Below are 26,314 nucleotides of genomic sequence, written 5' to 3' on the forward strand. Positions count from 1 at the left end.
CACTATGGCTGCCGCTAAAGAATTCATCGAGCTGTACCCTACATACAGCCGAACTAAAAAAAGAAAGGGCTTCCCACGGGAAGCCCAATTTCTTTTTATGGCTCAGGGAATTAACAGACTCGACCCCTGCGTTGCCCGGCTCTCCAGCACCTCATGCGCACGTTGCGCATCGGTCAGCGGATATTTCTGCGCCTCTGCCACATCCACTTTAATCACCCCGCTGGCGATCAGCGAGAACAGCTCGTTGCTGGCTTCCTCGAGTTCTTCCCGGTTGGTGATGTAACCTTGCAGGGAAGGGCGAGTGACGTACAGTGATCCTTTCTGATTCAGAATGCCCAGGTTCACCCCGGTGACAGCCCCGGAGGCGTTACCGAAGCTCACCATCAGCCCGCGACGTTGCAGGCAGTCCAGCGAAGATTCCCAGGTGTCTTTCCCCACCGAGTCATACACCACGCGGACCTTTTTGCCGCCAGTGATCTCTTTTAGCCGCTCAACGATGCTCTCTTCCCGGTAGTTGATCACCTGCCATGCGCCCGCGTCCAGCGCACGCTGCGCTTTTTGCGCGCTGCCTGTGGTGCCGATCAGCTTCGCGCCCAGGGCTTTCGCCCACTGGCAGGCAATCAGCCCCACGCCACCTGCGGCTGCGTGAAACAGGAATTGCTCGTCAGGCTTAATTTCGTAGGTTTTGCGCAGCAGATAATAGACCGTCAGCCCTTTCAGGAATGAGGCGGCAGCCTGCTCGAAGCCGATCGCATTTGGCAGAAGCGCCGCTTTCTCGGCCGGAACGTTATGGATGGAGCTGTAAGCGCCCAGCGCCGACTGCGCGTACACCACGCGATCACCTTCCTTAATGTGCTTAACCGCGCTGCCCACTTTGCTGACGATGCCGGCCGCCTCGGTGCCCAGCCCGCTCGGCATCGACGGAGGCGGATAGAGGCCGCCGCGAATATAGGTATCGATGTAGTTAATGCCGATAGCTTTGTTTTCCACCTGGATTTCGTTCTCGCCAGGCGCAGCGGGGGTAAACTCCACCGCTTTGAGTACGTCAGGGCCACCATGCTTGTGAAATTCAATACGTGTTGCCATGCTTCCTCCAGAATGTGGTAATCTTTCGACCCACTCTTTATCTCGGTAACTCCATTCACTATGGCAGGAAACAAACCCTTCAACAAACAGACTGAACCTCGTGAGCGTGATTATCAGGTCGCCGGGTTAAAAGTCCCGCCGCACTCGATTGAAGCGGAACAGTCGGTGTTGGGCGGTTTAATGCTGGATAACGAACGCTGGGACGACGTCGCCGAGCGCGTTGTCGCGGAAGACTTCTATACCCGCCCGCACCGCCACATCTTTACGGAAATGGCGCGTTTGCAGGAGTCGGGCAGCCCGATCGACCTGATTACGCTCGCAGAATCGCTGGAGCGTCTGGGACAGCTCGACAGCGTCGGCGGATTTGCCTATCTGGCAGAACTGTCAAAAAACACGCCAAGTGCCGCGAACATCAGCGCTTACGCTGATATCGTTCGTGAACGTGCCGTTGTCCGCGAGATGATCTCGGTGGCGAATGAGATCGCCGAGGCCGGTTTCGATCCCCAGGGGCGCACCAGCGAAGATCTGCTCGACCTGGCGGAATCCCGCGTCTTTAAAATCGCCGAAAGCCGTGCGAATAAAGACGAAGGCCCGAAAAACATCGCCGATGTGCTCGACGCCACCGTTGCACGTATTGAGCAGCTTTTCCAGCAGCCGCACGATGGCGTGACGGGGGTGAACACCGGTTATGACGATCTCAACAAGAAAACGGCAGGTCTTCAGCCGTCGGATTTGATTATCGTGGCCGCACGTCCGTCGATGGGTAAAACGACATTTGCAATGAACCTCGTCGAAAACGCGGCGATGTTGCAGGATAAGCCGGTGCTTATCTTCAGTCTGGAGATGCCCTCTGAACAGATCATGATGCGTTCTCTGGCGTCCCTGTCGCGCGTGGATCAGACCCGCATCCGTACCGGTCAGCTGGACGATGAGGACTGGGCGCGGATCTCCGGCACCATGGGGATTTTGCTGGAAAAACGGAACATCTATATTGATGACTCCTCCGGCCTGACGCCGACGGAAGTGCGCTCCCGCGCACGCCGTATCGCCCGTGAACACGGTGGCATCGGTCTCATCATGATCGACTACCTTCAGCTGATGCGCGTTCCGTCGCTTTCCGACAACCGTACGCTGGAGATTGCCGAGATTTCGCGCTCGCTCAAGGCGTTAGCCAAAGAGCTGCACGTGCCGGTGGTGGCGCTGTCGCAGCTTAACCGCTCTCTGGAACAACGTGCAGACAAGCGCCCGGTCAACTCCGACCTGCGTGAATCCGGCTCCATCGAGCAGGATGCCGACTTAATCATGTTCATCTACCGTGATGAGGTTTATCACGAGAACAGCGACCTGAAAGGGATCGCCGAAATTATTATTGGTAAGCAACGTAACGGCCCCATCGGTACGGTACGTCTGACCTTTAACGGCCAGTGGTCGCGTTTCGACAACTATGCCGGTCCTCAATATGATGATGAGTAATTTCTAAGGAATTCAAATGCAAGCGGCAACTGTTGTTATTAACCGCCGCGCTCTGCGACACAACCTGCAACGTCTGCGAGAACTGGCGCCCGCCAGTAAGCTCGTTGCAGTCGTGAAAGCGAACGCTTACGGACACGGTCTTCTTGAGACCGCGCGAACGCTCCCCGATGCCGACGCTTTTGGCGTCGCCCGTCTCGAAGAAGCTCTCCGCCTGCGCGCAGGTGGAATTACGCAACCGATTCTGCTCCTCGAAGGCTTTTTTGAAGCCTCGGACCTGCCGACCATTGCCGATCAGCACCTGCACACGGCGGTGCATAACGAAGAACAGCTGGCCGCGCTGGAAACGGCCGAACTGAGCGAGCCGGTCACCGTCTGGATGAAGCTCGACACGGGCATGCACCGTCTGGGCGTGCGGCCGGAAAGCGCGGAGGCGTTTTATCAGCGTCTGTGTCAGTGCAAAAATGTGCGTCAGCCGGTAAACATCGTCAGCCACTTTGCCCGCGCCGATGAGCCTGAATGCGGCGCAACGGAACAGCAGCTTGATATCTTCAATACCTTCTGCGAAGGCAAACCGGGGATGCGCTCGATCGCGGCATCCGGCGGTATTCTGCTGTGGCCGCAGTCGCACTTCGACTGGGCGCGTCCGGGCATCATTCTTTACGGCGTATCGCCACTGGAGCACAAACCCTGGGGGCCGGACTTTGGCTTTAAGCCGGTGATGTCGCTGGTTTCAAAGCTGATTGCCGTGCGTGAGCACAAAGCGGGAGAGCCGGTAGGTTACGGCGGCACCTGGATCAGCGAGCGCGATACCCGTCTTGGCGTGGTGGCGATGGGCTACGGTGACGGCTATCCCCGCGCCGCACCAACGGGCACGCCGGTGCTGGTCAACGGTCGTGAAGTGAAGATTGTCGGCCGCGTGGCGATGGACATGATTTGTGTTGATCTGGGGCCCGACGCGCAGGATAAAGCGGGGGACGATGCGGTGATGTGGGGCGAAGGCCTGCCGGTAGAACGTATTGCTGAAATAACAAAAGTGAGTGCTTACGAACTTATCACGCGTCTTACCTCAAGGGTCGCGATGAAATATGTCGACTAAGCATGAGCGGGATGCGGTGCATCCCGCTTCTGTTAACATCCCCTCGATCTTCTTCCGCTTCCGGTTTATTGTTGAATTCCCTGCCTCATAATAATCCGGAGAACATCGCGTGTTTCAGAAAGTAGACGCCTACGCCGGCGACCCTATCCTCTCCTTGATGGAGCGTTTCAAAGAAGATCCTCGCAGCGACAAAGTGAACCTCAGCATTGGTCTTTACTACAACGAAGACGGCATCATTCCTCAGTTGAAAGCCGTTGCCGAAGCTGAAGCGCGTCTTAACGCAACCCCGCACGGTGCTTCGCTTTATCTGCCGATGGAAGGATTAAACACCTACCGCAACACTATCGCGCCGCTGCTGTTTGGTGCCGACCACGCGGTGCTCGCGCAAAAGCGCGTGGCGACTATCCAGACGCTGGGTGGCTCGGGTGCGCTGAAGGTAGGCGCAGATTTCCTGAAAAAGTACTTCCCGGATTCCGGCGTGTGGGTCAGCGACCCGACGTGGGAAAACCACGTTGCGATCTTCGAGGGCGCGGGCTTTAAGGTTGAAACCTATCCGTGGTTCGACAGCGAAACCAACGGCGTGCGCGTTGATGCGCTGCTGGAAAAACTGAACACCCTGCCGGAGCGCAGTATCGTATTGCTGCATCCGTGCTGCCATAACCCGACGGGTGCGGACCTCACCAATGCCCAGTGGGATGCGGTGATCGAGATACTGAAGGCGCGTAACCTGATCCCGTTCCTCGACATCGCCTATCAGGGCTTTGGCGCGGGCATGGAGGAAGACGCCTACGCCATTCGCGCGATTGCCAGCGCGGGGCTTCCCGCTCTGGTCAGCAACTCCTTCTCAAAAATCTTCTCCCTGTACGGCGAGCGCGTTGGCGGTCTGTCCGTGGTGTGTGAAGACGCTGAAGCGGCGGGCCGCGTGCTGGGCCAGCTTAAAGCGACGGTCCGCCGTATCTACTCCAGCCCGCCGAACTTTGGTGCGCAGGTGGTGGCGACAGTTCTGGGCGACGACCAGCTGAAAGCCACCTGGCTTGCCGAAGTAGAAGCGATGCGTAAGCGCATCCTGTCGATGCGTCAGGAGCTGGTTAACGTCCTGAAAGAGGCCGTGCCTGGGCATAACTTTGATTATCTTCTCAAGCAGCGCGGGATGTTCAGCTACACCGGACTGAGCGCAGCGCAGGTCGATCGCCTGCGTGAAGAGTTCGGTGTCTACCTGATCGCCAGCGGCCGTATGTGCGTGGCGGGTCTGAATGCCAGCAACGTCCAGCGCGTGGCGCAGGCGTTTGCAGCTGTGATGTAAGTACTCACTACTTATTATCTCCCTCTCCCTGTGGGAGAGGGCTGGGGTGAGGGCATCAGGCCGCAGAAAATCTTGCCCGGTGGCGGCTGCGCCTTACCGGGCCTACATCACTCATCCACACTTTGTGATCGTCTTCTTTTTATTCCGCTTCATAAGTAAAAACTCCTTTCCTTCCCCTCCCGCTGGGGTTATGGTCGGATAGTTTTTTGACCATCCGCTCAAAATAAAAAGATAACAAACTGAATATTCAGGGGAAAATATGCGCAAGATCACACTGGCGCTCAGCGCCGCCTGCTTATTGTTCTCGCTTAATAGTACCGTTGTTGCGCGGGCTTCTGCACCCACGCCGCTTTACACCGGCACCACCGCCGCCATTCTTGCCGAACAGGCCCCCATTCACTGGGTTTCAGTGGCACAAATTGAAAACAGCCTGACGGGTCGCCCGCCGATGGCCGTGGGCTTCGATATTGACGATACCGTTCTCTTCTCCAGCCCCGGTTTCTGGCGCGGCAAAAAAACGTACTCTCCGGACAGCGAAGCCTATCTGAAAAACCCGGAATTCTGGGAAAAGATGAACAACGGCTGGGATGAGTTCAGTATCCCGAAAGAGGTTGCCCGCGCGCTGATCGCCATGCACGTAAAGCGCGGCGACAGCATTTACTTCGTGACCGGACGTAGCCAGACCAAAACCGAAACCGTCTCGAAAACGCTACAAGATGATTTTCTGATCCCAGCGGCCAGCATGAATCCGGTCATTTTTGCCGGGGACCAGGAAGGGCAAAACACCAAAACCCAGTGGCTGGAAAAGAAAAATATCAAAGTGTTCTACGGGGATTCAGATAACGACATCACCGCGGCGCACGACGTGGGAGCCAGAGGCATCAGGGTGTTACGCGCCTCAAACTCCACCTACCGACCGCTGCCGATGGCCGGAAAATTTGGTGAAGAGGTGATCGTTAATTCTGAATACTGATGCATTAACGGCGGGGTGAATGCTTTTTTAAGCAAATCTCGCTGCGCGGGTTTTACCTTTCGCTTTCTTGCTGCACACTTAGAAAGATTCACCTTTCATAATGGAGCAGCACATGTGGTATCAACAGACCCTGACCTTAAGCGCAAAACCACGCGGATTTCACCTTGTGACGGACGAAGTCATCGGGCAAATCCGCGACCTGTCGCGCGTCAAAACGGGTTTGCTGCATCTGCTGCTTCAGCACACGTCTGCTTCTCTCACGCTCAATGAAAATTGCGATCCCACCGTCCGGTCTGACATGGAGCGGCATTTTCTGAAAACCGTCCCGGATAACGCCCCGTATGAGCATGATTACGAGGGGGCGGATGATATGCCCTCACACATCAAATCCTCTTTGCTGGGCGTCTCGCTGATGCTGCCGGTCCACAACGGACGGTTACTGCTGGGAACGTGGCAGGGGATCTGGCTGGGAGAACATCGCATTCACGGTGGTTCGCGTAAAATTATCGCAACGCTACAAGGGGAATAAAGATGACAATTTCGGAGATACTTCAGTACTGCATGAGCAAGCCGGGCGCAGAACAGAGCGTTCACAGCGACTGGAAAGCCACGCAGATCAAAGTGGGGGATGTGTTGTTCGCGATGGTGAAAGAGGTGGATGCGCGGCCAGCGGCATCACTGAAAACCAGTCCTGAACTGGCCGACTTACTGCGCCAGCAGCACGATGATGTCAGGCCTAGCAAGCATCTGAATAAAGCACACTGGAGTACGGTGTTTCTCGACGGCTCGCTGCCAGATTCGCAAATTTACTACCTGGTAGATGCGTCGTATCAACAGGCGGTAGAACTGCTGCCGGAAACGATCCGACAGCAGCTCTCCGTGTAACGATTACAGCAACGGTTTGAGGAAGCGCGCGGTGTGCGAGGCTTCGCACTCTGCAACGGTCTCTGGCGTACCGGAGACGAGGATTTCACCGCCGCCGCTGCCGCCTTCCGGGCCGAGATCGACAATCCAGTCCGCGGTTTTAATCACGTCCAGGTTGTGCTCAATCACCACGATGGTGTTGCCCTGATCGCGCAGCTGGTGCAGCACGTCCAGCAGCTGCTGGATATCCGCAAAATGCAGGCCGGTGGTCGGCTCGTCCAGAATGTACAGCGTCTGACCGGTACCGCGTTTGGACAGCTCACGCGCCAGCTTCACGCGCTGCGCTTCACCGCCGGACAGCGTTGTCGCTGACTGCCCCAGACGGATATAGGTCAGACCCACATCCATCAGGGTTTGCAGCTTACGCGCCAGCGCAGGGACGGCGTCAAAGAACTCGCGCGCCTCTTCGATGGTCATATCCAGCACTTCGTGGATGGTCTTGCCTTTGTACTTAATCTCCAGCGTTTCGCGGTTATAGCGCTTGCCTTTGCACTGGTCGCACGGCACGTAGATATCCGGCAGGAAGTGCATCTCAACCTTGATTACGCCGTCGCCCTGGCACGCTTCACAGCGGCCGCCGCGCACGTTAAAGCTGAAACGGCCTGGCGTGTAGCCGCGCGAACGCGCTTCCGGTACACCCGCGAAGAGTTCACGAACGGGCGTAAAGACGCCGGTATAGGTCGCCGGGTTGGAACGCGGGGTGCGGCCAATCGGGCTCTGATCGATATCGATAACCTTGTCGAAATGCTCCAGCCCCTGAATGTCGCGGTACGGTGCAGGTTCAGCCAGCGTCGCGCCGTTCAGCGCCGTCTGCGCAATCGGGAACAGCGTATCGTTGATCAGCGTCGATTTACCGGAACCGGACACGCCGGTGATGCAGGTGAACAGCCCGACAGGCAGCGTCAGGGTCACGTCCTTCAGGTTGTTGCCGCGCGCCCCGGTTAGCTTCAGCACTTTTTCCGGGTTCGCCGCCACGCGCTGTTTTGGTACTTCAATTTTGCGCTTGCCGCTCATGTACTGGCCGGTCAGCGACTCGGGCACCGCCATAATGTCTTTCAGCGTCCCTTCTGCCACCACCTGTCCGCCGTGCACGCCAGCGCCCGGGCCGATGTCGATCACGTGGTCAGCGGCGCGAATGGCGTCTTCGTCGTGCTCAACCACAATCACAGTGTTGCCAAGGTTACGCAGGTGAACCAGCGTGCCGAGCAGGCGTTCGTTGTCGCGCTGGTGTAGGCCGATAGACGGCTCATCCAGCACGTACATCACGCCGACTAAGCCTGCGCCAATCTGGCTCGCCAGACGGATACGCTGGGCTTCACCGCCGGAGAGCGTTTCAGCCGAGCGGGAAAGCGTCAGGTAGTTCAGGCCAACGTTCACGAGGAACTTGAGGCGATCGCCGATCTCTTTCAGCACTTTTTCAGCGATTTTCGCGCGCTGGCCGGAGAGCTTCAGGTTGTTGAAGAAGTCCATCGCGTGGCCGATGCTCATGTCTGAGATGGTCGGCAGCGCCGTGTTTTCGACAAACACGTGACGCGCTTCGCGACGCAGGCGCGTGCCCTCGCAGGTGGCGCAGGAGCGGTTGCTGATGAACTTCGCCAGCTCCTCACGCACCGCGCTGGATTCGGTCTCTTTGTAGCGGCGCTCCATGTTGTGCAGCACCCCTTCGAACGGGTGGCGACGCACGGAAGTGTCACCGCGATCGTTCATGTACTTGAACTCAATGTTCTCTTTGCCGGAACCGAACAGGATCACTTTATGTACGTTCGCGCTCAGGCTGGCCCACGGGGCTTCAACGTCGAACTTGTAGTGCTCCGCCAGCGACTTCAGCATCTGGAAGTAATAGAAGTTACGCTTGTCCCAGCCGCGAATGGCGCCACCCGCCAGCGACAGCTCCGGATTCTGGATCACGCGATCAGGGTCGAAATACTGCTGAACGCCCAAGCCGTCACAGGTCGGGCACGCGCCCGCCGGGTTGTTGAACGAGAACAGGCGCGGTTCCAGCTCGCGCATGCTGTAGCCGCAAATCGGGCAGGCAAAGTTGGCGGAGAAGAGCAGCTCTTCCGCTTTTGCATCGTCCATGTCTGACACCACCGCCGTGCCGCCCGACAGTTCCAGCGCCGTTTCAAAGGATTCCGCCAGACGCGTCGCCAGATCTTCACGTACCTTAAACCGGTCAATCACCACTTCGATGGTGTGTTTCTTTTGCAGCTCCAGCTTTGGCGGATCGGACAGGTCACACACTTCGCCGTCGATACGGGCGCGGATATAGCCCTGGCTTGCCAGATTTTCCAGCGTTTTAGTGTGTTCGCCCTTACGCTCTTTAATGATTGGCGCCAGCAGCATCAGGCGTTTGCCTTCCGGCTGCGACAGCACGTTATCCACCATCTGGCTGACGGTCTGGGCCGCCAGCGGAACGTCGTGATCCGGGCAGCGCGGCTCGCCCACGCGCGCATACAGCAGACGCAGGTAGTCATGGATTTCGGTAATGGTACCGACCGTGGATCGCGGGTTATGCGACGTGGATTTCTGCTCAATGGAGATAGCAGGAGACAACCCTTCAATGTGGTCGACATCCGGTTTTTCCATCAGCGACAGGAACTGACGCGCGTACGCCGAGAGCGATTCAACGTAACGACGCTGTCCTTCGGCATACAAAGTGTCGAAAGCCAGTGAGGATTTGCCAGACCCCGAAAGCCCGGTCACGACGATGAGTTTGTCGCGAGGGATTATGAGGTTGATATTCTTGAGATTGTGGGTGCGGGCGCCCCGAACTTCGATCTTATCCATTCACCTTTCCCGGTTGGAACACGGATTGCCTGATTTGTTTGAAGGACAAACGGCTGTCAGAAACGGCTAATTATGACACAAAATGACCTGTTTGAATATACAGTATTGGAATGCATTTTCTGATTCACTGTGTAACAATGTCGAGTCCGCGAGAGAACTCTGGAACATGCTACGCAACTATCAAAGTGTCGCATGGAAATGGTACACTCGCGCGTTTACACTATTAAGAAACGTATTCAGGAGACACGAACATGGCCAGCAGAGGCGTAAACAAGGTGATTCTCGTCGGTAATCTGGGCCAGGACCCGGAAGTACGCTACATGCCGAGTGGTGGCGCAGTTGCCAACATTACGCTGGCTACTTCCGAATCCTGGCGTGATAAAGCGACCGGTGAAATGAAAGAGCAGACCGAATGGCACCGTGTTGTGCTGTTTGGCAAATTGGCTGAAGTGGCCGGTGAGTATCTGCGTAAAGGCTCTCAGGTTTACATTGAAGGCCAACTGCGTACCCGCAAATGGACCGATCAATCCGGTCAGGAAAAATACACCACGGAAGTGGTGGTGAATGTTGGCGGCACCATGCAGATGCTGGGTGGCCGTCAGGGCGGCGGCGCACCGGCAGGTGGCGGCCAGCAGCAGGGCGGTTGGGGCCAGCCTCAGCAGCCGCAGGGTGGCAATCAGTTTAGCGGCGGCGCGCAGTCCCGTCCGCAGCAGCAGTCTGCTCCGGCACCGTCTAACGAACCGCCAATGGACTTCGACGACGATATCCCGTTCTGATATCCAGACGCGTGAAACACAAAAAACCCAGACAATGTCTGGGTTTTTTTATAACAGGCTATCAGGTAATCACCATCGGCCAGTCTGGTGGGGTGTGGCTCATGGCTTCAACCATCACCACTTTAATGTTTTCCCAGACAGCGGCTATATCCACCAGCGTAATACCGAGCAAACCTGTTGCGAACCAGCATGCGGCGCCTAACCCTAACAGGGTGCTAATCACAGCAAGACCTGCGTAGTCGGACTTTCGGAACTGAATGTTTAACGTGCTGGCCAGGAACATCAAAACCGCGCTCAACAACGGCCAGCGCAGGAGCACCATGCTGGTGGTAATGGTTGCCATAAAACTCATCCTCGACAAAACAGACGAACTGGAATGAAACAATGTTTCTCGTTACATAAGATGTGTGAACTATATCACATTTGCTGTTTTATTAGCCAGTATCCGCGTGAGGTAAAAGTGGGTTTATTACCAGGGAAAATATATCGTCGTCGCTCGTATCCGCGTCTGGTCGGAATTTTTATTTTTAATTCATTCAGATAGCAAAACCTTTGCAAAACACCTTCGGCTGTATAGCGTTTACAGCAGTATGTCTATGGATTATGCTTGTGTGGAACAATAAATGTACCCGCAGAAATAATTCATCGCATTGAATTAATTGCCTTTTTTGGATTTTATATTCTTTGTTTTACACTCAGCATGCTCTTTGATTTCGTGGTCTTATTCTTTTATTCAGATATGAGTTATTGCGGTTGCTCTCTCGATTAATGACCTGCGAAAAGATAATGAAAGAACAAAGACGCGAGATTATTAACGACAGCATGCAGGCGCTGCACGCCCTGGCGAAGCTGATGCCGCAACTCAACGCGCAGTGTTCGCCGGTGGAAATGCTGGAAACCATCAACAGCGCTCTGGGGGCAAATCTCTCGTGGGTCAGTGTCGAATCCGCAGACGGGCCGCGCGTGGTTTGTGCCGGCGACGTGACGTGTCACGCCTTCAACGTGGCGGATTTTCTTGCCAGCACCCTGTTGCAGCGGCATCACCGCGCCTGGCGGGTTATCTACTGGAAAGCGCATATTGGCCGGGCGGTATTTTCCCCTCAGCACCCGGGCTATGCGCGGCTGCAAAGCGGCGTCCTGTGTAAACTCTCAGCGCATGGCAGACAGTGCAGTGGTTATTTCTTTTTGGCTTTTAATGGAAAACTTACCTCGTTGCCGATACTGAAAAATATCGTGGTGGTATTGGTTGAGAAGCTAAAAGATTATTTTGATGACATCATCGTGCGGGAAAAAACGGCGCAAGAAATGCAGCGCGTCGTCACGCAATATAAAACCTTATTTGAGCGTGCGCCGGTATTAATGAACGCCTTTGACAGGCATAACCGGTGTGTATTGTGGAATGCCGAATGCGAAAAAGTCTTTGGCTGGAGTATGACTGAAATCGACGAGCACCCCGATCCGCTGGCCCTGTTTTATCCGGATCCCGAGGAGCGACAGCGCGTGCAGGAGTCGGTTCGTTTCGCACCACTTAAGGATATGTACGAATGGCACCCGGTGCGTAAAGACGGGACGCAGTTAACGATTCTCTGGTCAAACATCCTTTTGCCGGATAACTCCATTCTCAATATTGGCCTGGATATCACCGAACGTAAAAAAGCAGAACAGCAGCTGACCGTCAAAGCCACCACGGACGATCTGACGGGCTGTCTGAATCGCTCGACAATCTTACAGCAGCTCAAAATGGCGCTGGCAGCCAGTTCGCCGCAGGATGTCAGTAGCCACTTCTGTCTCCTGATGTTCGATCTCGATTATTTCAAGCAGATTAACGATCGGTGGGGACATCAGGTTGGCGATGCGGCATTGATTCACTTTTGCGACCGTATTCGCGAGGTGAGCCCGGCCGGGTCAGCGCTGGGACGGGTGGGGGGCGAAGAGTTTGTTCTTCTGCTGGTGCGTACGGATGGTATGGCCGCTACGTTGCTCTCTTCTCGCCTGCGTGCCGCGCTGATCTCAAAACCGCTGCGTGTGGGCGATAAAACGCTGGTACTCTCCTTCAGCGCCGGGGTGGTTGAAGTCTGTCAGGGGCAACGAGATACTTCTGCCATACTGATGCGTGCCGATAAGGCATTATATGACGCCAAGCGTACGGGAAGAGGAAAAACGGTCCTGGCGTCTGATTATTTATAAATCAGCATAAGAACAAAGAGCAGGCTATTTCAGCCAGCGAATTTTCCACACCTGTCGCGGGTAATTATTTTCCTTATCAGAAACGAAATGAATACTTTTAGTTTGGCTTACGGGAAAATATTATCGGCATCACGAATTTTAGGATTTTTAATACCAAAAGTCAGTTGCTAACTTCCTATGATTCATGCAACGTAATCACCTGTTTATCAAAGCAGCCGGTCTTCATTGCTACAGGCGTACAACATGCAGGGATACAGAGCGGGAAATGAATCGTAGCGCGCGGCGCAAAATGCTCAAAGTGGTCGGGATTATCATGGTAGTTATGCTGCCGGTGATGCTTGCGCTATGGTTTGCCCAGCTTAGTGCAGTGTCGGAAATCAGCGCCCAGCTGCGCACGTTTGCTGAACTTGCTTTAAATAAAACTGAACGGGTTATTCAACAGGTTGACCTGGCCCGGAAAGACGCGGAAAAATATCAGGGCAAAGTGTGTACGCCGGAGCATCGTCAATATATGTTGAACGTTTCCCGCGGTCGCCTTTTTGTTGCCGATTTAATTTATGCTGATGGCCAGGACTTTCTCTGCTCGACCCTTTTTACGCCGGAACACCCTTACATCATCCCCGCTGCCAATTACACACGTAAACCCGACGTTGCTATCTATTATTTTCGCGATACACCATTTTTTAATGGTTATAAAATGATATATATGCAGCGCGGAAATTATGTCGCAGTGGTCAACCCGCTTTCGTACAGTGAGGTGATGTCAGACGATCGTTCCCTGTCGTGGGGAGTGTATGACACCGTCAGCAATGCATTCTTTTCTGTGAGCCAGAAAGGTAATATTTCTTTATTGCATTCGATGCTTCGACATCAGGAAACGACTTTTCAGAAAGATGACCGTTTTTATACGATCGTAAAATCAGAGCAGCGGCCCATTGCGGCCATCGTTTCAACCTCCAGTGCCCGTTTTTATAAAACGCTTTATCATCAGGCTACCCTGACGCTACCGCTAGGGATAATTTGCAGCATTATTATTCTGCTGGTGTGGTCGCGTACACACCGTGAATTCAATTCGCCTGGCCGACTTCTGCACCGGGCGCTGAATAAACGCCAGCTGTGCGTCCATTATCAGCCCATCATTGATATTAAAAATAACCAGTGCGTGGGGGCAGAGGCGTTGTTGCGCTGGCCTGGATTCAACGGTCAGGTTATGAGCCCGGCGGAATTTATTCCCCTGGCAGAAAAAGAGGGGATGATTGAGCGCATTACGGATTACGTCGTGGAGGAGGTGTTCAGCGATCTGGGCCATTTTCTTGCCGCTCATCCCGATCTGTATGTCTCGATTAACCTGTCGGCGTCAGATTTCCACTCTTCACGTCTTATCGCCCTGATCTCCGACAAAGCCCGCTTTTACTCGGTTCGCGCGCAGCAGATCAAAATTGAGGTGACGGAGCGGGGGTTTATTGACGTGTCGAAAACCACGCCGGTCATTCAGGCGTTTCGTCAGGCGGGGTATGAAGTGGCGATTGATGATTTCGGAACCGGCTACTCTAACCTGCATAACCTCTATTCGCTGAACGTCGATATCCTGAAAATCGACAAATCCTTTATCGATACCTTAACCACCAACAGCACCAGCCACCTGATTGCCGAGCACATCATTGAGATGGCGCAAAGCCTGCGGCTGAAAACCATTGCGGAAGGGGTCGAGACGGGGGAGCAGGTGAGCTGGCTGCTGAAGCGTGGCGTACAGTATTGCCAGGGATGGCACTTCGCGAAAGCGATGCCGCCCCAGGCATTTATGGCCTGGCAGCAGCAACCCTTGCGTTAACACGCATTAATTGAGCTGATGGCGGTAGTCGCTCGGCGTACGGTCAAACTCGCGGCGGAAGACGCGGGAAAAGGTCTGCTGCGACACATAGCCCAGATCCATTGCGATATCAAAAATGGGCCGCTGCGTTGAGCGTAACGCCTGCGCCGCCAGCAGGAGCCTGCGCTGGCGAATGTAATCACCCAGCGTTTGATGCATTACGGTGCGGAACATTCTCTGTAAATACCATTTCGAATAGCCCGACTTTTTAGCGACCACATCAATGTTCAACGGCTGGTCGATATGTTCATCAATCCATTCAATAAGCGTCTGAATAATTTGCTGATGCGACATAAGGTTACCCCTCTGTGGAGACATCTGTCCTGGTTGATTCGTCATTTTCTCTGCGGGGGAGTATAATTCCTCAAGTTAACTTGAGGTAAAGAGGTTTTATGGAAAAGAGATTACCGCGTATCAAAGCACTGTTAACCCCCGGTGAAGTGGCTAAGCGAAGCGGTGTGGCGGTGTCGGCGCTCCACTTCTATGAAAGCAAAGGGTTAATAAAAAGTATCCGTAACGCCGGAAACCAGCGGCGCTACACGCGCGATGTGCTCCGCTACGTGGCGATTATCAAAATTGCGCAACGTATCGGCATTCCTCTGGCCACCATTGGTGACGCGTTAGGCGTATTGCCGGAAGGGCACTCACTGAGCGCGAAAGAGTGGAAGCAGCTGTCGTCCCAGTGGCGAGAAGAACTGGATCGTCGTATTCACACGCTGGTGGCCCTGCGCGATGAACTGGATGGCTGCATTGGTTGCGGGTGTTTATCACGTAGCGATTGCCCGCTGCGTAACCCGGGTGACAGGCTGGGCGAGCAGGGAACAGGGGCACGGTTGCTGGAGGAGGATTGAGAGGTGTTTGCCGGGTGCTTCGCTTACCCGGCCTACGCTCTCGGTTTTGTAGGCCGGGTAAGGCGCAGCCGCCACCCGGCAACAAACATAAAGAACTAAAGCGCCACTAAGGGCGCTTTAGTTTTTTCCGGTCTTTGTCTTTCTCTCTATCCCGCTGGCTCACGGGAGGGTTTCCCCCGACATCAGTACCCCTCGTGTCGAGCTTGTGAAGGAGGTTCCGGTTTGTACTGACACTTTAATTTTATGCCCGGCCGCCGTTTTTGCCACCGGAGACGGTGAGATTTTAGCCGAATTTTTTTCGTGAAGTTGTTCAGTTTTCTATAGTTAAAAAGTATGAATCATCGGAGAACATCATGCTAACGGTCCACCACCTTAATCAGTCTCGTTCACATCGTGTCCTCTGGGCGCTGGAAGAGCTGGATCTGACGTACGACATCGTGCGCTACCAGCGCGAAAAAACCATGCTCGCGCCAGACTCGCTCAAAAAAGTGCATCCGCTGGGAAAATCCCCGGTACTCGAAGATAACGGACTGGTTCTGGCCGAATCAGGTGCGATTCTGGAATATCTTCAGGAAACGTACGATTCGGCGTCACGATTCAAACCGTTAGATCCCGCCCATAAAGTGCAGTATCGCTTCTGGCTGCATTACGCCGAAGGGTCTTTGATGCCGCTACTGTTAATGAAGCTGGTGTTTAACAGCCTCGGCAAACCACCCGTCCCGTTTGGCCTGCGCACGCTGGGTAAGGCGCTGGGGCAGGGGGTGCAAAAAGCGTATCTCAACCGCCAGCTGGAAACGCATGCGCGCTTTATTAACGATCATCTTGCCGAAAACAGTTGGTTTGCCGGCGACACGCTGACCATGGCTGATATCCAGATGAGTTTTCCCCTCTTCGCCCTGCTGGCGAGAGGCGGCATCGACAATCTCGACCACATAGCGGCGTGGAAACAGAGAGTGGAGGCACGTCCGGGCTGGCAGACAACGCTTGCGAAAGGCGGCCCGCTGACGATCCCCGGCGAGGGATGAAATTTAACGAAATTGCGCATGGACGATAACGTTTGCGCATCCTCTGCTTAATTCTTCATCGTCATGAGGCAATTTTAGCGAAAAACGAGAAAGTTCAGTTGAAAAGGGCGGGTATTAGGCTAGATAATCGTTTGCCTTAATTTGACCACCCGTTTGTAAGCGCGGAGCTAAACGTTTGCTTTTTCTGTGACGCCCTTTCGTCGCAAACGCAACACAAGGATTTGACGTTTAGCTGGCAGTGGCGTCTCCACCTCGCTTACGGACTTCCTAAAAAACTCTCAGGGGATGTTTTCTATGTCTACGCCATCTGCGCGTACCGGCGGTTCACTTGACGCCATGTTTAAAATTTCTGCTCGCGGCAGCACCGTGCGCCAGGAAGTTGTTGCCGGTCTGACCACGTTTCTGGCGATGGTGTACTCCGTCATCGTGGTGCCGGGCATGCTCGGCAAAGCGGGCTTCCCGCCAGCGGCGGTCTTCGTTGCCACCTGCCTGGTTGCGGGTGTGGGTTCGATTGTGATGGGCCTGTGGGCGAACCTGCCTCTGGCGATCGGGTGCGCCATCTCCCTGACCGCATTTACCGCCTTCAGCCTGGTGCTGGGCCAGCAGATCAGCGTCCCGGTAGCGCTCGGCGCCGTGTTCCTGATGGGCGTGCTGTTCACCGTAATTTCAGCAACCGGCATTCGTAGCTGGATTTTGCGCAACCTGCCGCAGGGCGTGGCGCACGGCACCGGCATCGGTATTGGTCTGTTCCTGCTGCTGATCGCTGCCAACGGCGTCGGCCTGGTCATCAAGAACCCGCTGGACGGCCTGCCGGTTGCGCTGGGTAACTTCGCGAGCTTCCCGGTGATCATGTCGCTGGTGGGTCTGGCGGTGATCATTGGCCTGGAAAAACTGAAAGTGCCGGGCGGCATTCTGCTGACCATTATCGGCGTGTCCATCGTCGGCCTGATCTTCGACCCGACCGTTCATTTCTCCGGGATTTTCGCCATGCCGTCGCTGAGCGATGATAAAGGCAACTCCCTGATTGGCAGCCTGGATATTGTGGGCGCGCTGAACCCGGTGATCCTGCCAAGCGTGCTGGCGCTGGTAATGACCGCGGTGTTTGACGCCACCGGCACCATCCGCGCGGTGGCCGGTCAGGCGAACCTGCTGGATAAAGACGGACAGATTATTGACGGCGGCAAAGCGCTGACCACCGACTCCCTGAGCAGCGTTTTCTCTGGTCTGGTGGGTGCGGCGCCTGCGGCGGTGTACATCGAGTCCGCAGCGGGTACGGCGGCGGGCGGTAAAACCGGCCTGACGGCCATCACCGTTGGCGTACTGTTTCTGCTGATCCTGTTCCTCTCTCCGCTCTCTTATCTGGTGCCAGCTTACGCGACCGCACCTGCGCTGATGTACGTTGGCCTGCTGATGCTGAGCAACGTGGCGAAAATCGACTTCGCGGATTTTGTTGATGCCATGTCCGGCCTGATCACTGCGGTATTCATCGTGCTGACCTGTAACATCGTGACCGGCATTATGATCGGCTTCGCCTCGCTGGTGATTGGGCGTCTGGTCTCCGGTGAGTGGCGTAAGCTGAACATCGGTACCGTGGTCATCGCCGTTGCGCTGGTGGCGTTCTACGCGGGCGGCTGGGCCATCTGAATTGACTTTTTATGCGAAAACGGGTGGCTCAGGCCGCCCGTTTTTATTTTCAGGACTCATCCTGTTGCCTTTTACGTTACTCTGGAGAGGATAGAATAAGAGGCACGACGCCTCAGGTTTGGCATATAAGAAACACAGCAAACAGGGAACGCATGGAAATTTTCTTCACAATACTCATCATGACCCTTGTGGTCTCATTATCCGGGGTGGTTACACGCGTACTGCCCTTCCAGGTCCCCCTGCCCTTAATGCAAATAGCTATCGGCGCGCTGCTGGCGTGGCCGACGTTCGGTCTGCACGTGGAGTTCGATCCGGAACTGTTCCTCGTGCTGTTTATCCCGCCGCTGCTGTTTGCCGATGGCTGGAAAACGCCGACGCGCGAATTTCTGGAGCACGGGCGAGAGATCTTCGGCCTGGCGCTGGCGCTGGTGGTGGTCACCGTGGTCGGGATTGGTTTTCTGATCTACTGGGCCGTACCGGGGATCCCGCTCATACCCGCCTTTGCGCTGGCCGCCGTGCTGTCGCCTACCGACGCCGTGGCGCTGTCCGGCATTGTGGGCGAAGGGCGCATTCCAAAGAAAATCATGGGCATTTTGCAGGGCGAGGCGCTGATGAACGACGCCTCTGGCCTGGTCGCCCTGAAGTTTGCCGTGGCGGTTGCCATGGGCACCATGGTCTTTACCGTAGGCGGCGCGACCCTGGAATTCTTCAAGGTGGCGATTGGCGGTATCCTCGCGGGCTTCGTAGTGAGCTGGCTGTACGGACGCTCGCTGCGCTTCCTTAGCCGCTGGGGTGGTGATGAACCGGCGACGCAGATCGTCCTGCTGTTCCTGCTGCCGTTTGCCTCTTACCTGATTGCCGAACACATTGGCGTGTCGGGCATTCTGGCGGCGGTAGCCGCGGGGATGACCATCACCCGCTCCGGCGTTATGCGGCGCGCGCCGCTGGCGATGCGCCTGCGCGCGAACAGTACCTGGGCTATGCTCGAGTTTGTGTTTAACGGCATGGTGTTCCTGCTGTTGGGTCTGCAACTGCCGGGCATTATGGAATCCTCGCTGATTGCGGCCGAAGCGGATCCAAACGTTGAAGTCTGGATGCTGTTTACCGATATCGTGCTCATCTACCTTGCACTGATGCTGGTGCGTTTCGGCTGGCTGTGGACGATGAAGAAATTCAGCGTTCGCTTCCTGACCAAAAAGCCGATGGAGTTTGGCTCGTGGACCACGCGCGAGCTGCTGATTGCCTCTTTCGCGGGCGTTCGCGGGGCGATCACCCTTGCTGGTGTGCTCTCCATTCCTCTGCTTCTGCCGACGGGCGACGTCTTCCCGGCGCGCTACGAGCTGGTGTTCCTGGCGGCAGGCGTGATCCTCTTCTCGCTGTTTGTCGGCGTGATTATGCTGCCGATTCTGCTGCAACATATTGACGCGGGTGACTCCTCGCAACAGCACAAAGAAGAGCGGATTGCCCGTGCGGCGACGGCGGAAGTGGCGATTGTCGCCATCGAGAAGATGGAGGAGCGTCTGGCCGCCGATGCCGAAGAGAACATTGATAACCAGCTGCTGAAGGAAGTCAGTTCACGCGTGATTGGTAATTTGCGTCGCCGTGCTGACGGACGTAACGACGTGGAAAGTTCGTTGCAGGAAGAGAACCTCGAACGCCGTTTCCGCCTGGCGGCGCTGCGCTCCGAGCGTGCCGAGCTGTATCACCTGCGCGCGACGCGGCAGATCAGTAACGAGACGCTGCAAAAGCTGCTGCACGATCTGGACCTGCTGGAAGCGTTGTTGATAGAGAATCAGTAGCGCGCTTTGCCCCCTCACCCTAGCCCTCGCCCTATGGGGAGAGGGGTTGGGGTGAGGGGTCAGGGCACCCAAAACCCCTCACAGCATTGCAACCACGCCTGCGCGCTGTGCGACAGATAGACCCCTTCACGCCAGATCATCCCCAGCTGCCAGTGCAGGTCGCTCTCCAGCGGGATCCAGCGCAGCGTGTTTTTATCCAGCCGCTCGCAGATCGGCTGCGGCAGAATGGCAATCCCCACGCCCGCCTGTACCATCGCCGCCAGAAAATCCCACTGGCCGCTGCGCACCGCAATGCGCGGCTTTACGTTGTGCTGGTTAAACAGTGCCATCAGCTGGCGGCTTAAGGCAAAATCTTCGTTGTAAATCAGCAGCGGGTGTTCGCCGAGCAGCTCGGGTTTTACTGCGTCTATCTTCAGCCAGTCGCCGGAGCGCGGCACCAGCACGCACAGCGGGTGGCTGAACAGCGGCAGCGTCGCCAGGCCGCTTTCCTCCTCTACGGGAAGGGCCGTCATGGCCACGTCCAGTTCACCGTTCATCACCGCCTGCTGCACGGTCAGGCCGCCAAATTCAGAAATTTTTAGCTCAACGCCGGGGTAGCGCTGGCGAAACAAGCTTATCGGCCCGGCCATCATCATGCCGACCATCGGCGGAATACCGAGCCGCAGCAGCCCTTTTGTCAGGTGGTTGATGTCCCCAAGCTCGGCCTCCAGCTGGCGGAACTCTGCCAGAATGGCCAGCCCGCGCTCGAACACTACGCGACCGGTATCGGTCAGCAGTAGCTTGCGCCCGTCGCGGATCAGCAGCGTACAGTTCAGCTCATCTTCGAGGTTTTTCAGCATCTTGCTGATGGTCGGCTGGGTTACGAATAACTTCTCCGCTGCGCGAGTAAAACTTTGCTGGCGAACCACCTCGACAAAATAGCGCAGCGTTCTTATGTCCATGATTATTCCTCGAAACTATACCTTCGATGATTTTAATTCATTTCAGTCGATACCGTACGCTCACTATACTGGCGCCTCGTCTCATTTCTGAGGAAAACCCCCATGGCCGTGGCGTTAAGCCGTGTTACGCCTGCCGTTGTGCAACGACTTCAGGTACCGGTTCAGGTACTGCTCTACGCGGGACTGTTTGTTTTCGCGGAATATCTTGTCGACTGGCTGCATCTGCCTTTACCCGCCAACCTGGTGGGGATGGTGCTGATGCTGACGCTGATCCTCTCTCGCGCGTTGCCCCTTAACTGGGTGCGCGCCGGGGCGCGCTGGCTGCTGGCGGAGATGCTATTGTTCTTTGTGCCGGCCGTGGTGGCGGTGGTGAATTATGCACAACTGCTGATGGTCGACGGCTGGCGCATCTTTGCGGTTATCGCCCTGAGCACGCTGATGGTGCTGGGCGCCACCGCCTGGGTGGTGGATAAGGTGTATCGCTTTGAAATCAGCAGGCAGAAGCATGACTAACTTTCAGATAAGCCTGCTGTGCCTGATTGCGACAGTCGTCATCTACTTTGCCAACAAGCGCCTGTATCGCCGCTTTCGCGCGCTGCCGCTGATGCCGTTGGTCTTTACGCCGATCCTGCTGGTGCTGATGCTGGTCTTCGGCCATATATCCTGGCAGAACTACATTGGCGAATCCCACTGGCTGCTGTGGCTGCTCGGCCCGGCGACCATCGCCTTCGCCGTACCCGTTTATGACAACCTCGCTATTATCAGACGCCACTGGATGTCGCTCAGCGCGGGCGTCGTCACCGCGACGGTGGTGGCGGTGTGCAGCTCGGTCTGGCTGGCGCGGCTGTTTACCCTGTCGGATGAAATCCAGCGCAGCCTGGCGGTGCGTTCGGTGACCACGCCGTTTGCGTTGGCAGCCGCCAAACCGCTCGGTGGCCAGCCGGATCTGGTGGCGCTGTTTGTGGTGGTGACGGGCGTCTTTGGGATGGCGGTGGGCGATATGCTGTTTCTGCGGCTTTCTATTCGGGAAGGAATGGCCAAAGGCGCGGGATTTGGCGCGGCGTCGCACGGCGCGGGCACGGCACGTTCCTATGAGCTGGGACAGCAGGAGGGCGTTGTCGCGAGCCTGGTGATGATGCTTTCGGGCGTCACGATGGTGCTGATCGCACCGCTGGTGGCGTGGGTGATGTTTTAAGCTCCCCGGCCAGAATGGCCGGGGAGAAAAGGCTTAGTGCGCGCGGCCCTGCTCAACGCCAAGACCGGTTTGTGAACGAATAAACTGGGCGCGGAATTTCTCGCGCTCCAGGTTACCTTCCGGCGAATTGTCGGTAGCCGAGAAGACCCAGATACCGACAAACGCCACGGCAATGGAGAACAGCGCCGGGTATTCATACGGGAAGATAGCGCTTTCGTGACCGAGGATCTGCACCCAAATCGTTGGGCCCAGAATCATCAGGATCACCGCCGTCAGCAGCCCCAGCCAGCCGCCAATCATCGCCCCACGGGTGGTCAGTTTTGACCAGTACATGGAGAGCAGAATGATCGGGAAGTTACAGCTTGCCGCAATCGAGAAGGCCAGCCCGACCATAAAGGCGATGTTCTGCTTCTCGAACAAAATCCCCAGCAGGATGGCGACGACGCCCAGCACCAGCACGGTGATTTTGGAGACTTTTAGCTCATCGCGCTCGCTCGCGCCTTTACGGAAAACGTTGGCGTAGAGGTCATGCGAGACCGCAGACGCGCCGGCCAGCGTCAGCCCTGCAACCACCGCGAGGATGGTGGCGAAGGCCACGGCAGAGATAAAGCCGAGGAACAGGTTGCCGCCCACCGCGTCGGCCAGATGCACCGCCGCCATGTTGTTACCGCCGATAAGCGCGCCCGCCGCGTCTTTAAACGCCGGGTTCGCCCCCACAAGCATGATCGCGCCAAAGCCGATGATAAAGGTCAGAATGTAGAAGTAGCCCATAAACCCGGTGGCGTAGAACACGCTTTTACGCGCTTCACGCGCATCTGACACCGTGAAGAAGCGCATCAGGATATGCGGCAGACCTGCGGTACCGAACATCAGGCCGAGACCGAGCGAGAGCGCGGATATCGGATCTTTCACCAGCCCACCCGGGCTCATGATCGCTTCCCCTTTCGGATGCACTGACATGGCTTCGGTAAACAGATTATTGAAGCTGAACCCAACGTGCTTCATCACCATAAAGGCCATAAAGCTGGCGCCGAACAGCAGCAGTACCGCCTTGATGATCTGTACCCAGGTGGTGGCCAGCATGCCGCCGAACAGGACATACATCACCATCAGCACGCCCACCAGCACCACCGCGATGTGGTAGTTCAGGCCGAACAGCAGCTCGATCAGCTTACCCGCACCCACCATCTGCGCAATCAGGTACAGCGCCACCACCACCAGCGAACCGCAGGCGGAGAGGGTACGAATCGGCCCCTGCTTCAGGCGATAGGAGGCGACATCAGCAAAGGTATAGCGCCCCAGGTTACGCAGGCGCTCGGCAATCAGGAACAGAATGATCGGCCAGCCGACAAGGAAGCCGAGGGAGTAGATCAGGCCGTCATACCCTGAGGTATACACCAGCGCGGAGATCCCAAGGAACGAGGCGGCAGACATAAAGTCTCCCGCAATCGCCAGACCGTTCTGGAAGCCGGTGATGTTGCCGCCCGCGGTGTAGTAATCGTTACGGGAGCGCACGCGTTTCGACGCCCAGTAGGTGATATACAGCGTCAGCACCACGAAAATCAGGAACATGATAATCGCCTGCCAGTTGGTTGGCTGGCGCTGGACCTCGCCGGTAATGGCATCTGCTGCATGGGCAGCAAAGGGAAGTGTGGCGGCGAGCGCCGTCAGAATTCTCTTCATGATGCTTTTACCTCGCGCAGAACTTCTCTGTTAAGACGATCGAATTCACCGTTCGCACGCCAGACGTACACACCCGTGAGCACAAACGAAATGATGATAACGCCAATCCCAATCGGAATACCGCGCGTGACGCTGGTACCCTCATGCAGCGGGGTGCCCAGCCAGTGCGGCGCAAAGGCGATCAGCAGAATAAAGCCGACGTAGATAATTAGCATGATGATGGAAAGCAAGAAGGCAAACCGTTGCCGTTTTTCGACCAGCTCCCTGTAGTGCGCACTATTCTCTATCTGCTGACAAATATCGTTATTCATCACAGAAATCTCCAGAAGTAAGGTTGGTTTGTTTTATCCCCTCTCCCCTATGGGGAGAGGGTTAGGGTGAGGGGAGAGGGAGAAAAAAATTATGAAGGCATTGCGATGGCCTGCTTCTCTTCGAGCAGTTTGTCCACCACGCCAGGATCCGCGAGCGTTGAGGTATCACCGAGGTTACTGGTGTCGCCTGCCGCGATTTTGCGCAGGATACGGCGCATAATCTTGCCGGAACGGGTTTTCGGCAGCGAGTCGGTCCAGTGCAGCACGTCCGGCGTGGCAAGCGGGCCGATCTCTTTACGCACCCAGTTGCGCACCTCGGTATACAGCTCTGGCGACGGCTCTTCGCCGTGGTTCAGGGTGACGTAGGCGTAGATCGCCTGGCCCTTGATGTTGTGCGGAATGCCGACAACCGCCGCTTCGGCAATCTTCGGATGCGACACCAGCGCAGACTCAATCTCCGCCGTGCCCAGACGGTGGCCAGAGACGTTCAGCACGTCGTCCACGCGTCCGGTGATCCAGTAATAACCGTCTTCATCCCGGCGCGCGCCGTCGCCGCTGAAGTACATGTTTTTGAAGGTCGAGAAGTAGGTCTGCTCGAACCGCTCGTGGTCGCCGAACAGGGTACGCGCCTGGCCAGGCCAGGAATCGACGATCACCAGATTGCCCTCGGTGGCGCCTTCCTGCGGATTGCCTTCGTTATCCACTAGTGCAGGCTGTACCCCGAAGAACGGACGGGTGGCCGAACCGGCTTTCAGCTGCGTGGCGCCCGGCATCGGGGTGATCATAAAGCCGCCGGTTTCGGTCTGCCACCAGGTGTCCATCACCGGGCACTTCTCGTTGCCGATCTTCTTCCAGTACCACTCCCAGGCTTCCGGGTTGATCGGCTCGCCCACGGAGCCGAGGATGCGCAGGGAAGAGCGGTCCGTGCCTTCGATGGCTTTATCGCCTTCCGCCATTAATGCGCGGATCGCCGTTGGCGCGGTGTAGAGAATGTTGACCTGATGCTTATCAACCACCTGGCACATACGCGCCGGCGTTGGCCAGTTCGGTACGCCTTCAAACATCAGCGTCGTTGCGCCGCAGGCCAGCGGGCCGTACAGCAGGTAGCTGTGGCCGGTGACCCAGCCCACGTCGGCGGTACACCAGTAGATGTCGCCCGGATGGTAGTCGAAAACGTATTTAAAGGTGGTGGCCGCGTAAACCAGATAGCCGCCGGTAGTATGCAGCACGCCTTTCGGCTTGCCGGTGGAGCCGGAGGTATAAAGAATAAACAGCGGATCTTCCGCGTTCATCTCTTCCGGCTGATGCTGGTCGCTCGCTTTTTCAATCAGATCGCTCCACCACAGGTCACGCCCCTCGTGCCAGTCGATTTTGCCGCCCGTGCGTTTGAAGACAATGACGTTACTGATGGATTTCACGTTCGGGTTTTTCAGCGCTTCATCAACGTTTTTCTTCAGCGGAATACCGCGCCCGGCGCGCACGCCCTCGTCAGCGGTGATCACCAGCTTCGAATTCGAGTCGACAATACGCCCGGCAACCGCCTCCGGCGAGAAGCCGCCGAAGATAACGGAGTGGATCGCGCCGATGCGCGCGCAGGCCAGCATCGCCACCGCCGCTTCCGGCACCATTGGCATATAGATCGCCACTACATCGCCTTTTTTAATGCCCTGGGCCAGCAGCACGTTGGCAAAGCGGCACACGTCGCGATGCAGTTCTTTATACGAGATGTGTTTACTCTGAGAGGCATCGTCGCCTTCCCAGATGATAGCCGTTTCGTTGCCGCGTTCGGCAAGATGGCGGTCCAGGCAGTTCGCCGCCAGGTTCAGCGTGCCGTCTTCATACCATTTAATGGAGACGTTGCCCGGCGCGAAAGAGGTGTTCTTTACCTTCTGATAAGGTTTGATCCAGTCGAGGATGTGACCCTGCTCACCCCAGAACGCGTCAGGGCTGGAAACGGACTGCTGGTATTTCTCCTGGTACTGCTCCGGACTTATCAGGCAACGGTCCGCAATGTTTGCGGGAATGTCGTGTTTGTGTATTTGGCTCATGGCTTTTTTTCTCCTTGTAAGATGTTAATAATATGTCGCAAAAACGTTAATAGTAGGGGCTTTACAAGCTTTGTTTAGTATTTGGGCGACAGATCACGCAATGTCTGAAGAGTATGAAAATTGAGCGAATGAAACTTTGAAGGGAAATAATTCATCTGAAGAATTATTCACTTTTTTGAAGTGAAAATATTTTGTATAACAAACGGTTATTTATGCGAATTGCTATAAATTACCGACAATGACACTTTTTGCAGTGAAATGCCTTGTTCTTTAAGGCTTGCGCAGCATGCCGTGCAAATGATACTCATACGGCGCGTTAAAAAATCCCATAAACCAACGCAA

At 56.0% G+C, this 26,314-nt stretch carries 23 protein-coding genes; 15 read left to right on the top strand and 8 right to left on the bottom strand.

What is annotated here, in order from left to right:
* Positions 1-102: 102 nt before the first annotated feature.
* Positions 103-1,086, bottom strand: coding sequence for a quinone oxidoreductase (locus tag ACOTXD_RS20150; protein WP_003860300.1), 984 nt, complete (start codon positions 1,084-1,086; stop codon positions 103-105).
* Between the two features lie 60 nt (positions 1,087-1,146).
* Here ACOTXD_RS20150 and dnaB point away from each other — a divergent pair, with 60 nt between their 5' ends.
* The 6 genes from dnaB to ACOTXD_RS20180 all read left to right on the top strand — a co-directional run bounded on the left by dnaB (position 1,147) and on the right by ACOTXD_RS20180 (position 6,816).
* On the top strand, positions 1,147-2,559 hold the full coding sequence (gene dnaB, locus ACOTXD_RS20155) for a replicative DNA helicase (protein ID WP_003860298.1): 1,413 nt from the start codon (positions 1,147-1,149) through the stop codon (positions 2,557-2,559).
* Between the two features lie 16 nt (positions 2,560-2,575).
* Complete coding sequence (gene alr, locus ACOTXD_RS20160) at positions 2,576-3,655, top strand: alanine racemase (protein WP_023324011.1); 1,080 nt, start codon at positions 2,576-2,578, stop codon at positions 3,653-3,655.
* Positions 3,656-3,764: 109 nt separating this feature from the next.
* A complete protein-coding gene (gene tyrB / locus ACOTXD_RS20165; protein WP_061856766.1) occupies positions 3,765-4,958 on the top strand; it encodes an aromatic amino acid transaminase in 1,194 nt (397 codons plus the stop codon).
* Between the two features lie 259 nt (positions 4,959-5,217).
* Positions 5,218-5,931: an acid phosphatase AphA gene (gene aphA, locus ACOTXD_RS20170; protein ID WP_003860292.1), complete on the top strand. Its 714-nt coding sequence runs from the start codon at positions 5,218-5,220 to the stop codon at positions 5,929-5,931.
* A 112-nt stretch (positions 5,932-6,043) separates the two neighbouring features.
* A complete protein-coding gene (locus tag ACOTXD_RS20175) occupies positions 6,044-6,460 on the top strand; it encodes a secondary thiamine-phosphate synthase enzyme YjbQ (protein ID WP_022650227.1) in 417 nt (138 codons plus the stop codon).
* 2 nt (positions 6,461-6,462) lie between these two features.
* Positions 6,463-6,816: an MmcQ/YjbR family DNA-binding protein gene (locus tag ACOTXD_RS20180; protein ID WP_003860288.1), complete on the top strand. Its 354-nt coding sequence runs from the start codon at positions 6,463-6,465 to the stop codon at positions 6,814-6,816.
* A 3-nt stretch (positions 6,817-6,819) separates the two neighbouring features.
* Here ACOTXD_RS20180 and uvrA read toward each other — a convergent pair whose 3' ends face one another.
* Positions 6,820-9,642: an excinuclease ABC subunit UvrA gene (uvrA, locus tag ACOTXD_RS20185; protein WP_003860287.1), complete on the bottom strand. Its 2,823-nt coding sequence runs from the start codon at positions 9,640-9,642 to the stop codon at positions 6,820-6,822.
* Between the two features lie 251 nt (positions 9,643-9,893).
* On the opposite strand from uvrA, the gene ssb1 reads away from it, so the two are divergent.
* Positions 9,894-10,418 (top strand): single-stranded DNA-binding protein SSB1, encoded by a 525-nt coding sequence (ssb1, locus tag ACOTXD_RS20190; protein WP_003860284.1) that lies wholly within the window; start codon positions 9,894-9,896, stop codon positions 10,416-10,418.
* A 61-nt stretch (positions 10,419-10,479) separates the two neighbouring features.
* Here the strand turns inward: ssb1 and ACOTXD_RS20195 are convergent, their stop codons facing one another.
* Positions 10,480-10,761: a YjcB family protein gene (locus ACOTXD_RS20195; RefSeq protein ID WP_003860282.1), complete on the bottom strand. Its 282-nt coding sequence runs from the start codon at positions 10,759-10,761 to the stop codon at positions 10,480-10,482.
* Between the two features lie 443 nt (positions 10,762-11,204).
* Here ACOTXD_RS20195 and ACOTXD_RS20200 point away from each other — a divergent pair, with 443 nt between their 5' ends.
* Together ACOTXD_RS20200 and ACOTXD_RS20205 are read left to right on the top strand one after the other, a co-directional pair.
* Complete coding sequence (locus ACOTXD_RS20200) at positions 11,205-12,605, top strand: sensor domain-containing diguanylate cyclase (RefSeq protein WP_061856765.1); 1,401 nt, start codon at positions 11,205-11,207, stop codon at positions 12,603-12,605.
* A 265-nt stretch (positions 12,606-12,870) separates the two neighbouring features.
* Entirely contained in the window at positions 12,871-14,436 is a 1,566-nt protein-coding gene (locus tag ACOTXD_RS20205) for an EAL domain-containing protein (RefSeq protein WP_421766480.1), read from the top strand.
* A 6-nt stretch (positions 14,437-14,442) separates the two neighbouring features.
* On the opposite strand, the gene soxS is transcribed toward ACOTXD_RS20205, so the two are convergent.
* Complete coding sequence (gene soxS / locus ACOTXD_RS20210) at positions 14,443-14,769, bottom strand: superoxide response transcriptional regulator SoxS (RefSeq protein WP_003860277.1); 327 nt, start codon at positions 14,767-14,769, stop codon at positions 14,443-14,445.
* Positions 14,770-14,867: 98 nt separating this feature from the next.
* Between soxS and soxR the strand changes: the two genes are divergently transcribed.
* The 4 genes from soxR (at position 14,868) to ACOTXD_RS20230 (ending at position 19,794) form a co-directional block, all read left to right on the top strand.
* Positions 14,868-15,326: a redox-sensitive transcriptional activator SoxR gene (gene soxR / locus ACOTXD_RS20215; protein WP_061856764.1), complete on the top strand. Its 459-nt coding sequence runs from the start codon at positions 14,868-14,870 to the stop codon at positions 15,324-15,326.
* A gap of 353 nt (positions 15,327-15,679) precedes the next feature.
* The gene (locus ACOTXD_RS20220) at positions 15,680-16,351 is read left to right on the top strand and encodes a glutathione S-transferase family protein (RefSeq protein ID WP_023324014.1); all 672 of its coding nucleotides are present in this window, start codon (positions 15,680-15,682) and stop codon (positions 16,349-16,351) included.
* A 294-nt stretch (positions 16,352-16,645) separates the two neighbouring features.
* Positions 16,646-17,995 carry a guanine/hypoxanthine transporter GhxP gene (gene ghxP / locus ACOTXD_RS20225; RefSeq protein ID WP_023315228.1) on the top strand — a complete coding sequence of 450 codons (1,350 nt, stop codon included), beginning with the start codon at positions 16,646-16,648 and terminating at the stop codon, positions 17,993-17,995.
* 152 nt (positions 17,996-18,147) lie between these two features.
* Positions 18,148-19,794: a Na+/H+ antiporter gene (locus tag ACOTXD_RS20230; RefSeq protein WP_003860270.1), complete on the top strand. Its 1,647-nt coding sequence runs from the start codon at positions 18,148-18,150 to the stop codon at positions 19,792-19,794.
* Positions 19,795-19,853: 59 nt separating this feature from the next.
* Here ACOTXD_RS20230 and ACOTXD_RS20235 read toward each other — a convergent pair whose 3' ends face one another.
* Positions 19,854-20,735: a LysR family transcriptional regulator gene (locus tag ACOTXD_RS20235; protein ID WP_023324015.1), complete on the bottom strand. Its 882-nt coding sequence runs from the start codon at positions 20,733-20,735 to the stop codon at positions 19,854-19,856.
* A 102-nt stretch (positions 20,736-20,837) separates the two neighbouring features.
* Between ACOTXD_RS20235 and ACOTXD_RS20240 the strand changes: the two genes are divergently transcribed.
* Both ACOTXD_RS20240 and ACOTXD_RS20245 read left to right on the top strand, forming a co-directional pair.
* Positions 20,838-21,248 (top strand): CidA/LrgA family protein, encoded by a 411-nt coding sequence (locus ACOTXD_RS20240; RefSeq protein ID WP_003860266.1) that lies wholly within the window; start codon positions 20,838-20,840, stop codon positions 21,246-21,248.
* On the top strand, positions 21,241-21,930 hold the full coding sequence (locus tag ACOTXD_RS20245) for an LrgB family protein (RefSeq protein ID WP_022650232.1): 690 nt from the start codon (positions 21,241-21,243) through the stop codon (positions 21,928-21,930). The genes ACOTXD_RS20240 and ACOTXD_RS20245 overlap by 8 nt, the downstream gene beginning before the upstream one ends.
* Before the next feature lie 33 nt (positions 21,931-21,963).
* On the opposite strand, the gene actP is transcribed toward ACOTXD_RS20245, so the two are convergent.
* The 3 genes from actP to acs all read right to left on the bottom strand — a co-directional run bounded on the left by actP (position 21,964) and on the right by acs (position 25,972).
* Positions 21,964-23,613, bottom strand: coding sequence for a cation/acetate symporter ActP (actP, locus tag ACOTXD_RS20250; protein WP_023324016.1), 1,650 nt, complete (start codon positions 23,611-23,613; stop codon positions 21,964-21,966).
* On the bottom strand, positions 23,610-23,924 hold the full coding sequence (locus tag ACOTXD_RS20255) for a DUF485 domain-containing protein (RefSeq protein ID WP_032608251.1): 315 nt from the start codon (positions 23,922-23,924) through the stop codon (positions 23,610-23,612). Before ACOTXD_RS20255 ends, actP begins: the two co-directional genes overlap by 4 nt.
* A gap of 89 nt (positions 23,925-24,013) precedes the next feature.
* A complete protein-coding gene (gene acs, locus ACOTXD_RS20260; protein ID WP_022650235.1) occupies positions 24,014-25,972 on the bottom strand; it encodes an acetate--CoA ligase in 1,959 nt (652 codons plus the stop codon).
* Positions 25,973-26,314: the final 342 nt, after the last annotated feature.

It is taken from the genome of Enterobacter cloacae complex sp. CDL013 (genome assembly GCF_049238805.1).
Classification (GTDB): domain Bacteria; phylum Pseudomonadota; class Gammaproteobacteria; order Enterobacterales; family Enterobacteriaceae; genus Enterobacter; species Enterobacter hormaechei_C.

Excerpts from the sequence above, each read along its gene's own strand:
- actP (WP_023324016.1), bottom strand. The coding sequence starts at position 23,613 with ATGAAGAGAATTCTGACGGCGCTCGCCGCCACACTTCCCTTTGCTGCC.
- ACOTXD_RS20240 (WP_003860266.1), top strand. The coding sequence starts at position 20,838 with ATGGCCGTGGCGTTAAGCCGTGTTACGCCTGCCGTTGTGCAACGACTT.
- ACOTXD_RS20245 (WP_022650232.1), top strand. The coding sequence starts at position 21,241 with ATGACTAACTTTCAGATAAGCCTGCTGTGCCTGATTGCGACAGTCGTC.
- soxS (WP_003860277.1), bottom strand. The coding sequence starts at position 14,769 with ATGTCGCATCAGCAAATTATTCAGACGCTTATTGAATGGATTGATGAA.
- ACOTXD_RS20175 (WP_022650227.1), top strand. The coding sequence starts at position 6,044 with ATGTGGTATCAACAGACCCTGACCTTAAGCGCAAAACCACGCGGATTT.
- uvrA (WP_003860287.1), bottom strand. The coding sequence starts at position 9,642 with ATGGATAAGATCGAAGTTCGGGGCGCCCGCACCCACAATCTCAAGAAT.
- ACOTXD_RS20220 (WP_023324014.1), top strand. The coding sequence starts at position 15,680 with ATGCTAACGGTCCACCACCTTAATCAGTCTCGTTCACATCGTGTCCTC.
- soxR (WP_061856764.1), top strand. The coding sequence starts at position 14,868 with ATGGAAAAGAGATTACCGCGTATCAAAGCACTGTTAACCCCCGGTGAA.
- acs (WP_022650235.1), bottom strand. The coding sequence starts at position 25,972 with ATGAGCCAAATACACAAACACGACATTCCCGCAAACATTGCGGACCGT.
- ACOTXD_RS20255 (WP_032608251.1), bottom strand. The coding sequence starts at position 23,924 with ATGAATAACGATATTTGTCAGCAGATAGAGAATAGTGCGCACTACAGG.
- ssb1 (WP_003860284.1), top strand. The coding sequence starts at position 9,894 with ATGGCCAGCAGAGGCGTAAACAAGGTGATTCTCGTCGGTAATCTGGGC.
- ACOTXD_RS20235 (WP_023324015.1), bottom strand. The coding sequence starts at position 20,735 with ATGGACATAAGAACGCTGCGCTATTTTGTCGAGGTGGTTCGCCAGCAA.
- ACOTXD_RS20230 (WP_003860270.1), top strand. The coding sequence starts at position 18,148 with ATGGAAATTTTCTTCACAATACTCATCATGACCCTTGTGGTCTCATTA.
- ACOTXD_RS20150 (WP_003860300.1), bottom strand. The coding sequence starts at position 1,086 with ATGGCAACACGTATTGAATTTCACAAGCATGGTGGCCCTGACGTACTC.
- dnaB (WP_003860298.1), top strand. The coding sequence starts at position 1,147 with ATGGCAGGAAACAAACCCTTCAACAAACAGACTGAACCTCGTGAGCGT.
- ACOTXD_RS20205 (WP_421766480.1), top strand. The coding sequence starts at position 12,871 with ATGAATCGTAGCGCGCGGCGCAAAATGCTCAAAGTGGTCGGGATTATC.
- ACOTXD_RS20200 (WP_061856765.1), top strand. The coding sequence starts at position 11,205 with ATGAAAGAACAAAGACGCGAGATTATTAACGACAGCATGCAGGCGCTG.
- alr (WP_023324011.1), top strand. The coding sequence starts at position 2,576 with ATGCAAGCGGCAACTGTTGTTATTAACCGCCGCGCTCTGCGACACAAC.
- ACOTXD_RS20180 (WP_003860288.1), top strand. The coding sequence starts at position 6,463 with ATGACAATTTCGGAGATACTTCAGTACTGCATGAGCAAGCCGGGCGCA.
- aphA (WP_003860292.1), top strand. The coding sequence starts at position 5,218 with ATGCGCAAGATCACACTGGCGCTCAGCGCCGCCTGCTTATTGTTCTCG.
- ACOTXD_RS20195 (WP_003860282.1), bottom strand. The coding sequence starts at position 10,761 with ATGGCAACCATTACCACCAGCATGGTGCTCCTGCGCTGGCCGTTGTTG.
- ghxP (WP_023315228.1), top strand. The coding sequence starts at position 16,646 with ATGTCTACGCCATCTGCGCGTACCGGCGGTTCACTTGACGCCATGTTT.